Here is a 14273-nt window from a genome sequence, read left to right as displayed (position 1 = left end):
GCAAATCCATGCTTGTCCGGATTCGAACGCCCCTCGATTGGCTAAAGACGCGAGGGGCGTTTTTGCGCTTTCATCACGAAAATGTATAAAGACGCAAAAAAAGATTTGTCTCGAAATGCCTCCGGCTATTATGATGGACATAGGTCGTTTGCATCAGTCTCGAACCTGTATGGTATAAATGTCATCGCTTGGCAGCTGAATCCGTTACGATGGTACATAAATATTGGCAGCGCCCGCGCACGCCCTCGAGGGACGCCCGGGCGCCCCGGCCAAACAGACAGGATGATCATCATGAAGCTCCAGCCGCTGCGTTATTTCCGCAATCTGTCGACCACGCTTTTTTTGCGCCTTATGGCGGGGTTCTTGTGCATTATCATTCTCCTCGTGTCATTGACCGCGTATGCGCTTTCCGTCTCTAAGAGCAATATCCGGCAGGAGATCGTGAAGTACAACACGCTCATGCTCGACAGCACGATGGAGAACTACGAAAAGCATTTCAATATCATCCGCCAGCAGATGTATCTCTTTTTGTTCAGCGACCGCGTGCAGAAGCTGCAGCGGGAACCGAACTACTCGGACTTCGGCGCCATTATCACGGATATTTTGTCCCAGGTGTCCAACGCGAACCTGTATATTGCCGACATCGTGTTTTATTCCAAGTCGCATCAGTTCGTCATCGACAAGTCGGCGAGCACGACGCCAGACAATTTGTTCGACGTGTTCATGGCCGGCGAGAAATATCCCAAGTCTTTCTGGGACAAGCAGTTCGAAGAGCGTTATACGAATCATATTTTTCCGGCGGACCGATTCTACTCGCATCTCTTTACCGTCAGAAAAGAAGTCGTCGGCGACTACATCCCGATGATCTTCAAGCGCGCGGACAACAGCGACTTTTATATGGCCGTGTTTCTCGACGCGAACAAGATGTACGAGGCGTTTCACCAATCGCTGAGCGACGACTTCATCATTTACGGCACGGCGGGAGAGACATTGTTCGAAAGGTCGCAGACGAGCGCCTTCCCTGCGCTCGATACGCTCAAAGCGCGGAGCGGAGCGTCGTTCGTGCTGGACAACCGGTACCATTTTTACAGAACGGGCGCGAGCGGCATGACCTACATGCACCGGCTGCCCGTCGCGCAGATGGCCTCGCAGACCCGCCTGAACCTGACGCTCGTCGTGCTGGTCGTCGCGGTCGTGCTGTTCAGCATCGTCATCTCGCTCCTGATGGCCGCCCGCATCAACAATCCGTTCAAGCAACTGGTCGCTTCGATCAGGGGGACGAACGAAGCGGCGCCGTACCGATCGAGCATCAAGGAGTTCGACCTGATCGGCAACCAGCTCCAGGACAAGAACAAGCTGATGCGGCAATGGGCGTTCATCCATCTGCTCAAGGACATCCGGGGAGGGAGCGACAGGGACGCCGCGAAGCTGGAATTCACGGGCAAGCCGTTCGTGTTCGTCATGTTCCAGGTCGTCGAGAAGAGAGGCGCGAGCTGGGACGACGGAACCTTCAGCAGCTGGCTCTACTATATGAAGGTATTTATCGAGGACAAGCTCAACCGGGTATTCCCGGACGCGCTGACGAACCAGGTGGAGTACAATCAGATTCTGAGCCTGGTTTTCATCGACCGGCTGGAGACGTTGCAGGAGCTCTTGCGGGAGATGAAGACGGTGTTCGACCAGGACCGGGACAGCGGCACGATCACGATCGCCGTCACTTCGATCTACGATCGGTCCGATCAGATCAGCGCCGCCTACAAGGAAGTGCGGGAGCGGATCGACGATCGCGGCCTCGTGGACGAGACGCAGATCGTGACGTCCTCTTCAAGCCGGGAGACGGAGATCGCCTTCTCCCAGGAAGAGGAGGCCGAGTTCAGGGCGAATCTGAGGGAAGGCCATGGCGAAGTGCTGGAGCGGCTGATGGAGCGCTTCTTCGCGAAGCAGCGCGACCGGGAGCTGACGGCGGCTGCCTGGCTCGGCTTTGCCGCGTCCGCGACGGAACGGATCCGCAGCGTCGCCGCCGACCAGCTCGGCGCGCCCGCCGCGGACGCCATCCTGGAGAACGCGGAGCAGCGCATCGCGGGCTGCGTCACGATCGAGGCGCTCGAGCGACTGCTGCTCGAATGGGTGCGCCGGACGGCGGAGGAGATCGAGGGCAAGAAGGACCGCAAGGATACGGTGACGACGTTCGTCATGAATTACGTCAACGAGCATCTGTCGGAGGAAATTTATCTGGACGCGCTCGCGGAAAAGCTGAACCTCAGCAGCGGCTACCTGTCGACCTACTTCAAGGACAAGACCGGCAAAAACTTCGTCGAGTACGTGAACGAGACGCGCATTGCGCAGGCGGCGACCATGCTCGTAAACGGCCGCGCCAAGATCCAGGAAGTGGCGGAGGCTGTCGGCTATCGCAATATCGCTTCGTTCAACCGGATGTTCAAGAAGTATACGGGCCTTCGGCCAAGCGATTACCGCAAGAGCATGCAAGGCGCTTCGGAGGAATGAAGCCGGCGGCATGGAACGGGAAAAGCCCGTCCTGCCGCCGTTTTTGACTTTTTAGCGGTTGTTTTTTGCCTGTTTTACGGAAAGCTAATACTTTTTTTAATACGCCTCGAAAAAAGTACCATTTTTAAAGACAACCGATTATTTACCGGGCGGGCCCGGAGCGCCTACGATGGGAGCAAGCCAAACGACGGCCGGGGCGATGCCGGGGCCGATCCGTACGGCAAGCACGACGCGCAGCACAACTACATCGCAAGGCAGCCTTAAGACTACATTCGTAAAGGACGGGGTGTCGGAATGAAATCGTTGAAATGGACATGGGCGGCCGCGGCGGCGGTCGCGCTGACCGTAAGCGGATGCGGCAACAACAATAATAATGAGCCGGCCGCGAGCTCCTCGAGCTCGGCAGATGCAAGCCAGACCGCAAGCGCGACGCAAAGCACATCGGCGAGCGCGTCGGCTGCGCTGCCGGATCCGGCCAAGATTCGAATCTTTACGGAAAACAACACGGCGTGGCCGCCCAAGCCCGACTGGGGCGTATGGAAGTGGGTCAAGGAAGAGACCAACATCGACGTCGAGCAGGTACTCGCGACCGGTCCGGAATCGCTGGCGCTGGCGGTCTCTTCGGGCGACATGCCCGACGTGCTGTCCGTATTCCCGAACGACGTTCAGAAGTTCGGTTCCCAGGGCGCCTTCGAGGATCTGTCCAAGCATATGGACCAGATGCCGAACGTCAAGGCGTTCCTCGACAGCCATCCGGACGTCAAGTCCCGCGTGGTGTCGCCGAACGGCGAGATTTACAGCATCATTAACGACGGCGCGGGCGAAGGCAGCCAGATGGTCTGGTTCTACCGCGACGACATTTTCAAGAAGAACAATCTCGAAGTGCCGAAAACGTGGGACGAACTGTATACGGTCGCCAAGAAGCTCAAGGAGATCTATCCGGACAGCTATCCGTTCCTGTTCCGCCACGGTCTTAGCACGCTCGATACGTTCGGGCCTTCCTTCGACATCTATCCGGAGTTCTATCAGGATCCGGCGGACCCGACCAAGATGAAGTTCGGTCTCGAAGACCCGAACGCCAAGACGATGGTCGAGTGGCTGAACAAATTCGTGAAGGAAAAGCTCATCCCGCCGGACTGGCTGACGATGGACTACAAGGCTTGGACGCAGTTCATGTCGACCAACAAAGCGTTCGTCACCGTCCAATTCATCGGCCAGATCGAGATTATGAACAGCCAGTTGACCGACGGCCACCTGCAGTTCATGGCGCCTCCGATCGGCGCCGGCGACAAGCCTTACCTGCCGAAGGGCGGCCAAGAAGGCTACGGACTGGCAGTCGCCTCTACGTCCAAGAACATGGACGCGGCCCTCCGCTATCTGGACTACATCTTCTCCGAGAAGGGCAAGGACATCCAGAGCTGGGGCAAGGAAGGCGAGACGTACACGGTCGTGGACGGCAAGCGCAAGTTTAACGACAACTACAAAGAAGCGAACGACCTGCGCGTCATCTCCGGCATCCAGACCGCCGCGACCTACGGCTGGTTCGACTTCAACGCATGGCTCTCGCTGGTCAAGCCCGAAGAGCAATACGCTTATGTCGAAGCGCCGAAGTACCGGTTCCCCGTCGCTTACAGCCGTCCGAACCTGACGTCCGACGAAGCCGCTGCGCTCTCGACGTCGAACGACCAGCTGTGGAAGTTCTGGACCGGCGAAGTCACGAAGTTCATCAACGGCGACAGGCCGATGAGCGAGTGGGACGCCTTCATCAAGGATCTCGGCAAACACGATCTCGAGAAGGTCCGCACGACGTACCAGACGGCGCTCGATCGTCAGCTCGCGAATACGAAGTAAGCAACGTTAGCAAGCCGCGGGGCCGTGCATCGATGAAGCAGTGCACGGCCCCGTGCTTTTCCTGAAAGGAGTAACGCCATGAAGCAATCCGTCCTTCACCGCATGAAGCGCGACAGAATTTATTTGCTGCTGCTTATTCCCGTGCTGTTCTACTATCTGTTGTTCCACTACGTCCCGATGTTCGGGATCGTGGTCTCCTTCATGGACTACAACCTGTTCAAGGGCGTCTGGCACAGCCCATGGGTCGGGCTCAAGCATTACCGGATGTTTTTCAGCAATCCCGACGCCTGGCTCATTGTCCGCAACACGCTCTTATTGGGTTTATATAAGTTTATTTTCGCCTTCCCGGCGCCGATCGCGCTGGCGATCCTGTTCTACGAGATGCGCTGGAAAAAGTTCAGGCGATTCGTGCAATCGGTCAGTTACTTGCCGTTTTTCCTCTCCAGCGTCGTCTTGTCCAGCATCATGATCATGCTGCTGTCCCCGAGCACCGGGTGGATCAACAAAGCCATTCAATCCCTCGGCTTCGAGCCGATCAATTTCCTGCAGCGGCCCGAATGGTTCCGGACGATCTATATCGCGTCGGATATCTGGCAGATGACCGGCTACGGCACGATCATCTTTCTCGCCGCGCTGGCGGCAATCGATCCCCAGCTGTACGAAGCGGCCCGGATGGACGGCGCGAACCGTTGGAAGCAGACGGTTCACGTGACGCTCCCGGGCATCATCCCGGCGATTGTCATCATGTTCATCTTGAGTATCTCAGGTATTATCAATATTCCGTTCGACAAAGCGTTCCTGCTCGGCAACGCCGGCAATTTGGACACCGCGGACATCATCTCCACCTACGTCTACCGGATCGGCATTCTTGGCGGCGGCATGAGTTACGCTACGGCGATTAATTTGTCCTTGGGCCTTGTTACCATGCTGCTTGTCTACTTAACGAATGTCGCAAGCCGCAAAGTGGGGGAGACCAGCTTATGGTGAGAACAGGAAAAATCGGCGTATTCGACGTCGTCAACTTTTTGCTGCTGCTGGCCGTCGCGATTGCCATGGTGTTCCCGTTCCTGCACATGGCTTCCGTCGCGATCAGCACGCCGGAGCATGTCGTCCGCAACGAGATCAGCTTTTACCCGAAGGGTCTGCAGTTCGACGCCATGAGGGCCGTATTCGAAGACAATCGGCTGTGGATCGGCTACCGCAATTCGATCGGCTATGTCGTCCTGGGGCTCTTCATATCGATGTCCTTGACGATCATGGGCGCCTATGCGCTTTCGCGCCGGGGGCTCGTCTTCTACAAGCCGATCATGCTGTACATCGTATTTACGATCATGTTTTTCGGGGGGCATGATCCCGTTCTACCTGGTGGCGCGATCTTACGGGCTCATGGACACGATCTGGGCGATGGTGCTGCCGAACGCGATCAATACGTACAACCTCATCGTCATGCGGACGTTTTTCTCCGGGATGCCCGTCGAGGTCGAGGAGTCGGGACGTATCGACGGCTTGTCGGACTTCACGGTGCTCACCCGCATCGTCATTCCGCTGTCCAAGCCGGTGCTGCTGACGATCGGCATGTTCTATACCGTCGCGATCTGGAACGACTTCCAGAGCGCGCTGCTGCTGATCCGCAATCCAAACCTGTTCCCGCTGCAGCTTGTCATCCGCAATCTGGTCGTCGTCGGACAAGCGGGCGACGTACTCGAGGCAACGACCAAGGACGGCCACAAGGTCATTCTCGAATCGTTGAAATACGCGATCATCCTGCTCGGCTGTTTGCCTGTCCTGATCATCTATCCGTTTATTCAGAAGCACTTTGAGCAAGGCGCCATGATCGGCTCCGTCAAGGGCTGATCCAAAGCGTCAAAAGGAGTCCGACATCATGAAAACCGTAACGGCAGCCGTTATCGGCGCCGGTGGAAGAGGCAGGGAATACGCGCAGTATGCGCTCGACGAGCCCGGCGAGCTGCGCATTACGGCCGTGGCGGAGCCTGACGCGATCCGTCGCGAAGCGTTCGGCGATCTGCACGGCATCGATCCGTCCATGCGCTTCGACAGCTGGGAGGCGCTGCTCGCGGGACCCCCCCGTCGCGGACGCGGTCCTCATCTGCACGCAGGACCGGATGCACTACGATCCGGCCGTCAAGGCGCTCGCGCTCGGCTACCACGTATTGCTCGAAAAGCCGATGTCCAACGATCCGGGCGAGTGCGTCCGGTTGGGCCAATATGCCGAGCGCACGGACCGGGTATTCGCCATCTGCCACGTCCTTCGCTACACGCCTTTCTTTTCGACAATCAAACGATTGCTGGACGAAGGGCGGATCGGCGACCCGGTCACGATCGACCTGATCGAAAACGTCGGCTACTGGCATCAGGCGCACAGCTTCGTCAGAGGCAACTGGCGCAGAGCCGACGAGTCCAATCCGATGATCCTGGCCAAGAGCTGCCACGATCTCGACATTCTGGTCTGGCTGGCCGGCGCGGACTGCGACACGCTGTCGTCCTTCGGCGGCCTGCGGCATTTTACCGAAGAAAACGCGCCTCCCGGCGCGCCGTACCGCTGTCTGGACGGCTGCCCCGTCAGCGACGAGTGCCCGTACTACGCGCCCGATATCTACCTGAACAACGAGGATAAGGTCTCGGAGCGGATTCTTCGCGGCGCGATCAGCCACGACACGAGCGAAGAGGGCGTGCTGGAGGCGCTTCGCACCGGACCCTACGGCAGATGCGTCTACCGCTGCGACAACGACGTCGTCGACCATCAGGTGGTCGCGATGGAGTTCTCGAACGGCATCACGGCGACATTCACGATGACTGCCTTTACTACGGACGGGGGCCGCACGCTCAAGATCATGGGAACCCGCGGACAACTGCGCGCGCACATGGCTAAAAACACCATCGAGATTTCCGACTTTAAAACGGGACGCGTGGAAACGATCGATCTTCAGTCCACCGGGCTGAATCACGGCGGCGGGGACCGAGGCATCATGCGCGACTTCACGCGACTCGTGCGGGGGGGAGGGAGACGGAGCCAGCCTGTCCTCGGCGGACGTCTCGGTTCAGAGCCATATGATGGCGTTCGCGGCCGAGCAGTCAAGGCTTTCGCGCAAGGCGATACCGATTCGGGATTTGATGGCATCCGTTAGCGTTTAATAACGGCGGCGGCTCTTTACGAAGAGCCGTCCTTTCGGCGGTGCAAAAACGTAAACGCTTACAGGATTTGGGATTGTAAACGGAATCGAAAAAACCGAGATCGAAAGGGATGAAGTGTAGTGACGATGTACGGGAAGTTGAAAAAGCAAACCGCAATTGTATTGGCTTTGACGATGCTGCTTGGCTTGTTGAATCTGTGGCCCGCAAGCGGGGCGCCGCATGCAGCGGCTGCCGACTCCGGTTGGCCCGCGAACGTGCTGGGCGGCACGAACATGCCGTTTCGGCCTATGGATTCCCTCGTCACCACGCAAAATCCGCCCGATTTCAGCTGGCCGTTCGTGACCGGCGCGGACAAGTACGATCTCCAGATCAGCCGCGATTCGTCCTTCGCGACGATCGTGCACGAGAACGACGCGATCCCGTTCAACTACTACAATTTCCCCGTGACCTTCGATGCCGGCACCTGGTACTGGCGCGTCCGCTATCACCAGGCGAGCGGCGCTTGGTCCGATTGGAGCACGGCGCGCAAGTTCCGGATCGACGCGGACAATGTGCCGTTCGCCGTGCCTGCGGTCGACACGCTCATGAGCAAAGTCTCCTCGGCGCATCCGCGCGTATGGACGACGCCGGCCGAGCTGACCGCCTTCCGCAACCTGCGGCTGTCGGGCAATTCCAAGACGGTGTTCGATCAGACGGTCGCCGCTTATAACGCCAGCGCGAACAAACCGCTGCCGGCCGACCCGACCTTCCCCTACATGAACAACGAGGTGCCGACGAACAGCGACGCTTACGTCGCCGCTCAACAGGCGCTCAAGAAGACTGCGGAAGACGCCCTGAACGATATGCAGAACGCAGCGTTCCTCTACCTGGTGACGGGCAACGCCACGTACGGCAATCGCGCCAAGACGCTGCTGCTCAATCTCGCGTCCTGGAATCCGAACGGCGCGACGAGCTACCGGATTCACGACCAGGTGCACCGCTCCATCGCCTATCGCTCGGCGATCGCGTACGACTGGCTCTACGATTTGCTGTCGGAGGGCGACAAGACGACGCTCCGCACGATGATCAAGACGCGGACGGATACGCTCGTCCAGAACTATTTGAGCAATCAAGGGTTTTACAAGTTCCCTTACGACTCGCACGGCTGGACGATCGTCGGCTACATCGGGCTGATCGCGACCGCGATGCTGCACGACATGCCGGAAGCGGCCGAGTGGTACCGGCTGTCCGTGCCGCTGTTCATCAACGTGCTGCCGCCGTGGGGCGGCGAGGACGGCTCCTGGTCGCAGGGCACGGGCTATTGGCAATGGTCGTCCGGCTCGAACAAAGAGCTGATGGACGTGCTGCTCAGCTCGGGCGCGATCAATGTGTACGACAAAGCCTTCTCGCGCAACGAAGGCCTGTATCCGCTGTACATGTTCCCGCATGGCAGCCCGATCGGGGTGTTCGGGGACGACTCGCAATATACGCCGGGCGCGCCTAGCGTCAGCTTGCTGACCCGCATGGCCGATATCTACGACAACTCGCGGCTGAAGTGGGAGGCGGACGCGATCGGCGCCAAGTCGACCGGCCTGACGGATTATTTCTACCGGGCGGACGACGTGGGCAGCCAGCCGCCGGTCGACCTGCCGAAGGGGATCTGGTTCCCGGATACGGGCGCCGTCGCCATGCATTCGGAGCTATACGAGACCGACCGCACGTCGCTGTACTTCCGGTCGAGCCCGTACGGGACGTACAACCATACGATGTCGGACCAGAACGCCTTCGTGGTAAACGCGTTCGGCGAGTCTCTGGCCGTCAAGGCCGGTTACTACGATTTTTACGGCAGCAAGCACCATTCCAACTTCACGCGGCAGACCTACTCCGCCAACGCGATTACGTTCGACGGCCGCAAGGGTCAGGCCAACGACAACATTAATGCGGACGGCAAGGTACTAGGCTTCGTGACGAGCCCGGACTTCGACGCGACGAGCGGCGACGCGACCGCGGCTTACCAGGGCGGATTGTCCAAGGCGGTGCGCCATATCATCTACGTGCGTCCGTCCGTCTACGTCGTGATCGACGATCTGGCGACGACCAAGGACGGCGGCTCCGAGTTCGAATGGAACCTGCATGCCGACGACAATCTGGTCCTCGACCAGGCCGGCAAGAGCGCGACGATCGCCAAGGGCGACGCGAACCTGAAGGTCCAGTTCTACGGTCAGGAAGCTCAGAGCTATCGCACGACCTACGAGACGCAATACCTCGGGCCGGACGGCGTCGCCTATCCGCCGACGGGGAACTTCGCGGGCAAGTCGCAAATTCACGCGGCCTTCGTCACGCCTCGCGAGAACCAGGCCAAGATGATCGCGACGCTGGCGCCGTACAAGCGCGGCGAAGCGCCGGCGAACGTCACGCCGACCGAATACGCGAATTACGTGAAGCTCGCGTTCGAAGACGGCACGACGGTCTATGTCCGCAAGACGGATAGCGGCCTGATCGACACCGGCGCGGACGGCGTGCAGTTCGACGGCGCGGCCGCCGCGGTCAAAGGCGATTCGGCGCTGCTCGTCGTCGGCACCAAGCTCGTCAAAAACGGCGTCGCGCTCATCGATAGCGATTCGCCGGCGACGGTCTCTTACGGCGGCGACCAGTTGTCCGTATCCGCGCAGTCCGACGTTCAAGTGACGCTTGCCGCGTCGGGACTGACCGCGGTGCGCGACGCCGACACCGGCAATGCGATTCCTTCCGGCGGCACGGTCGCGGACGGCATGAACAACCGCGGCGTTCAATGGACGTTCGCGGGCGACAAGCTGACGATGCATGTCGAAAAGGGACAGCGCGCGTTCAAGCTGAACGCCGCGCCGATGCCGGGCCCGCTCTCGCCGGTCACGCTGCAGACGGAGATCGACGGCGTCGCAGGCTCGGTCACGCTGCAGGCGTACCGAGACGTGAACGGCGACAGCGTCGCGTGGGGACAGCTGTCCAACGCGCAGGGTTTCTATGAAGTGCTCGAAGCGCCGGCAGGCTTTTCGTTCCAGAAGTACGGCAAGATCGCGAGCGGCCTCATCGACGCGAACGCTTCGATCCTGCTGAAGGGCGCCACGGGCGTGCTGAAGCTTAAAAACCTGGGCTCCGGCGCGCCGCTGCAAACGCAGCAGTACCAGGATCCGGAGCAGGCGCGGCAGACGCTCGGCATCGAATGGCAGGAAGCCGAGTCGTTCACGCAATGGAACGGCACCAAGCAGCCGACCATTTACGACACGCGTTCGTTCCTCTCGAACGGCAAGGGCGTGAGCAACTGGGATCAGTTCGGCGTGTCGCTCAAGTGGAAGCTGAACGTGCCGGAGGAAGGCAATTACGACCTGGTGGTAAAGTACGTAGCGGGTTGGGACGTGACGACCGCGGATACGGATTCGGTCCGGTACGTGAAGCTCGGCGACGAGATCAAGTACTTCAAGGTTCCGAAAACCGAGAGCTTCGGTTCGACGCCTGAACAGTGGCGCGGGCTTCGGGTCAAGACGGGCGTGCATCTGTCCGCGGGCGTCGTCGACCTGACGATGTATCATTCGCTGGGCGGGATGAACCTGGACTGGATCGGTCTCATCAAAGTCGGCAGCGACGAGATCCGTCCAAGCGCGCCGGCTAACGTGCGAGAGGTCGGGCAAGCGGACGGCCAGATCACGATCGGCTGGGACGCGTCCACGGATAACGCAGCCGTCAAGGAATACGAGATCGAAGTGGACGGCGTCAAAAAGCTGACGGTGCCGTTCGGCACGAACACGGCCACGATCACGGGCCTGTCCTCCGGCGTGTCGTACGCCTTCCGCGTGACGGCCGTCGATACGAGCGGCAACCGCTCGTTCAGGGCGCCGGGGTCGACGCCGCTCGTCATCCAGACGGTGGATACGACGCCGCCGGTATGGGGCGAGGATGCGGCGGTGCATACCCGGTTTCTGTCGAGCCAGATGGTCAGGCTATCCTGGGAGCCGGCCGTAGACAACGCAGGCAAGGTCAGCGAGTACCAGATCTATCGCGTGAACGGCGAGACGCTGCTGCCGGTCGGCACGACAAAGAGCACGACCTTTGACGTGATGAGACTGCAGGCGGGCGGCACGTACACGTTTAAGGTTGAAGCGAAGGACAATCAGAACAACGCCACGACCGACGGTCCGGACGTGACCGCGACGCTGCCGTCTTCCGTCACCCTCCCGGTATACGATACGTTCGACAACTGGACGACGGGAGAAGCCGTAGATAACGGCGGCTGGTCCTATACGAAAACCGGCGGCACGTCGGTGCAAGCCGCGGCGCTGCCCGAAGGCGGCAACGGTCTGGTCGCGCTCGACAACTACTTCCCGTCTACGGACCAGTACGCTTCGTCGCCGGTGATCCGGAGGATCATCGCCAATACCGGCGGCAAGCTGACCGTCGAGACGCGGACGATGTTCTCCAAGGTGGACCATGACGTCGGCAATTATCTGATCGACCTGAGCGGCAACGGCAAAGTTTTCGCCGGCTTCGTCGGCTTCTCGGACGGCGGCATCGGCTTCCAGAAGCTCGTGAACGGCGTCAACACGAACATCCGTCTGGCGGAAGGCTACCAGCAGCCGAAGGACCAATGGATGACGATCCGCTACGATATCGACTTCGACGCCAAGACGTACGACCTGACCGTCCAGGAAGACGGATTGAAAAATTACGGCGGCACGCTCGTCGCAGGCGGTCAGCTCGACCGCGCGACCGGAACGTACCGCGTCGTCGGCATTCCGTTCCTCGATACGAGCGCGACGCTGAAGGGCTTCGAGATGTTCCGCTTCTCGGCGCAGCGCTACACGGGCAAGTATACGTTCGACTACCTGGCCGTCTATCCGACGGCGGCGGTCGCGCAGAGCCTCCCGGCGCCGAAGCTGCGGCTGGCGTCCCAGACGAACACGTCGGCGACGATCGCTTGGGACGCTTCGGGCGACCCGGCGGTGAAGAGCTACGCGATCTACCAGAACGGCGCGCTCAAGACGACGGTGCCGGCGAGCGCGAATACCGCGACGCTCACGGGACTGACGCTCGGCAACGCCTATACGTTCGCGATCCGGGCCGTCGATCAAAACGACAAGACGTCGCCTGAATCGCGCAGCTTGCCCATGACGCTGGCAGGCGCGCCGACGTGGAGCGCGACGGCCGCGCTGAACGCGGACCTGACGTTCACGAACGCCGTACGGCTGGCCTGGGATCCAGCGACAGCAGTCTCCGGTCAGCAGGTCGCATCCTATACGGTGTACAAGTCGGAGGGTACGGCGGCTGCCGTGCCTGCGGGCACCGCGACGGGCACGACGCTTGACGTGGCCGACCTGACGCCGGGCGCGACGTACACGTTCCGCGTACAGGCGAAAAACGCGGCAGGCGGCGAGTCCGGCGACGGACCGACGCTGACCGTGACGCTGCCGGCAACAGGCAAGATGGTGTACGACTCGTTCGACGCATGGCCGACGGGCGAAGTGTCGGACGGTGCCGGCTGGACCTACGCCAAGACGGGCGGCACCTCGGTGCAAGCCGTGGCGCTGAGCGATCTCGGCGGCAAGGGCCTGCAGGCAGTCGACAATTACAACCCGTCCACGGACGCCTACGCTTCGTCGCCGATCATGCAGCGCACGACGAACAGCATCGGCGGACTGGTCACGCTGGAGACGCGCACGAAGTTTTCCAAAATCGACAGCGACGTCGGCCACTACCTGATCGACCTGGCCGGCAACGGCAAGATCTTCGGCGAGTTCGTCGGTTTCTCGGACGGCGGTCTTGGCTATCAGAAGCTGGTGAACGGAACGCCGACGTTCGTCCGCCTGACGGACTACAACGTCTACAAGCAGCCGGCCGACGAGTGGGTGGCGCTCCGCTTCGACTTCAACTTCACGGCCAAGACTTACGCGCTGACCGTACAGGCGGATTCGCTGAAAACCTACGGCGGATCGATCGCCGCGGGCGGCACGCTGGATGCTTCGACCGGCGTCTACCGGGTGACGAACATTCCGTTCATGGATCCGAACAACGTCGCCAAAGGCTTCGATCTGTTCCGGTTCACCGCGCAGCGGTTCACGGGCAAGTACACGTTCGACAAGTTCGTCCTGTACAATACGAACGACGCGCTCTCCTATGTGGCGACCGACGCGACGGCGCCGGTCAGCCAAGCGAAGCTGTCGGCGACAGCGGCGACGTACGGCGGAGAAACGGAGTGGTTCAACGAACCGGTCACGCTGAACCTCGATGCCACGGACGACGACTCCGGCGTCGAGCGGACGGAGTACCGTATTAACGACGGGGAATGGACCGTCTATGGCGGCTCCATCCCGGCCTTCGGCGACGGCGTCTACAAGGTCGACTATCGGAGCGTGGACGCGGCCGGCAATAGCGAGGATATTAAGACCGTCCTGCTGCATATCGACCTGAAGGCTCCCGAGCTTGGCGTCGAGCTGGACCCGGCGACCGTATGGCCGCCGAACAACAAGATGGTCGACGTCCGCGCGAAGCTGACGCCGTCCGATAGCGGTTCGGGCGTCGCATCGGTCGTCCTGACCTCGGTCACGAGCAACGAGCAGCTCGGACAGGGCGATATCGAAGCCCGTACCGGTACGGGCGACACGGCCTTCCGGCTCCGCGCTTCCAGAGCCGGCAGCGGCGACGGCCGCGTATACAGCGTCACCTACACGGTTACCGACAAAGCCGGCAACCAGACAGCCGTGACGAAGACCGTCACGGTACCGCATAACAAATAACGAAAATACGGCAATGAC

At 60.5% G+C, this 14273-nt stretch carries 7 protein-coding genes; 6 read left to right on the top strand and 1 reads right to left on the bottom strand.

The annotated features are described in order from the left end of the window. Positions 1-291: 291 nt before the first annotated feature. The 3 genes from OMP38_RS15635 (at position 292) to OMP38_RS15625 (ending at position 5343) form a co-directional block, all read left to right on the top strand. Positions 292-2505 (top strand): helix-turn-helix domain-containing protein, encoded by a 2214-nt coding sequence (locus OMP38_RS15635; RefSeq protein WP_277565961.1) that lies wholly within the window; start codon positions 292-294, stop codon positions 2503-2505. A gap of 294 nt (positions 2506-2799) precedes the next feature. After that, entirely contained in the window at positions 2800-4356 is a 1557-nt protein-coding gene (locus OMP38_RS15630; protein ID WP_277565960.1) for an extracellular solute-binding protein, read from the top strand. 78 nt (positions 4357-4434) lie between these two features. Next, positions 4435-5343: an ABC transporter permease gene (locus OMP38_RS15625; RefSeq protein ID WP_277565959.1), complete on the top strand. Its 909-nt coding sequence runs from the start codon at positions 4435-4437 to the stop codon at positions 5341-5343. On the opposite strand, the gene OMP38_RS34730 is transcribed toward OMP38_RS15625, so the two are convergent. Beyond that, on the bottom strand, positions 5292-5705 hold the full coding sequence (locus OMP38_RS34730) for a hypothetical protein (protein WP_338130523.1): 414 nt from the start codon (positions 5703-5705) through the stop codon (positions 5292-5294). The genes OMP38_RS15625 and OMP38_RS34730 overlap by 52 nt on opposite strands. Here OMP38_RS34730 and OMP38_RS34725 point away from each other — a divergent pair. The 3 genes from OMP38_RS34725 (at position 5704) to OMP38_RS15610 (ending at position 14255) form a co-directional block, all read left to right on the top strand. Continuing rightward, positions 5704-6210 (top strand): carbohydrate ABC transporter permease, encoded by a 507-nt coding sequence (locus OMP38_RS34725; RefSeq protein ID WP_338130522.1) that lies wholly within the window; start codon positions 5704-5706, stop codon positions 6208-6210. The genes OMP38_RS34730 and OMP38_RS34725 overlap by 2 nt on opposite strands. An 89-nt stretch (positions 6211-6299) precedes the next feature. After that, on the top strand, positions 6300-7502 hold the full coding sequence (locus OMP38_RS15615) for a Gfo/Idh/MocA family protein (protein WP_338130521.1): 1203 nt from the start codon (positions 6300-6302) through the stop codon (positions 7500-7502). 144 nt (positions 7503-7646) lie between these two features. Further along, a complete protein-coding gene (locus OMP38_RS15610) occupies positions 7647-14255 on the top strand; it encodes a DUF4962 domain-containing protein (protein ID WP_277565958.1) in 6609 nt (2202 codons plus the stop codon). Positions 14256-14273 lie beyond the last annotated feature (18 nt).

The organism is Cohnella ginsengisoli, from assembly GCF_029525555.1.
Classification (GTDB): domain Bacteria; phylum Bacillota; class Bacilli; order Paenibacillales; family Paenibacillaceae; genus Cohnella; species Cohnella ginsengisoli.
The sequence above is the reverse complement of the archived record's forward strand: the minus strand, read 5'-3'. Positions and strand labels throughout refer to the sequence as shown.

Coding starts and splice junctions, on each gene's coding strand:
- OMP38_RS15635 (WP_277565961.1), top strand. CDS start 292: ATGAAGCTCCAGCCGCTGCGTTATTTCCGCAATCTGTCGACCACGCTT.
- OMP38_RS15630 (WP_277565960.1), top strand. CDS start 2,800: ATGAAATCGTTGAAATGGACATGGGCGGCCGCGGCGGCGGTCGCGCTG.
- OMP38_RS15625 (WP_277565959.1), top strand. CDS start 4,435: ATGAAGCAATCCGTCCTTCACCGCATGAAGCGCGACAGAATTTATTTG.
- OMP38_RS34725 (WP_338130522.1), top strand. CDS start 5,704: ATGATCCCGTTCTACCTGGTGGCGCGATCTTACGGGCTCATGGACACG.
- OMP38_RS34730 (WP_338130523.1), bottom strand. CDS start 5,705: ATGCCCCCCGAAAAACATGATCGTAAATACGATGTACAGCATGATCGG.
- OMP38_RS15615 (WP_338130521.1), top strand. CDS start 6,300: ATGCGCTCGACGAGCCCGGCGAGCTGCGCATTACGGCCGTGGCGGAGC.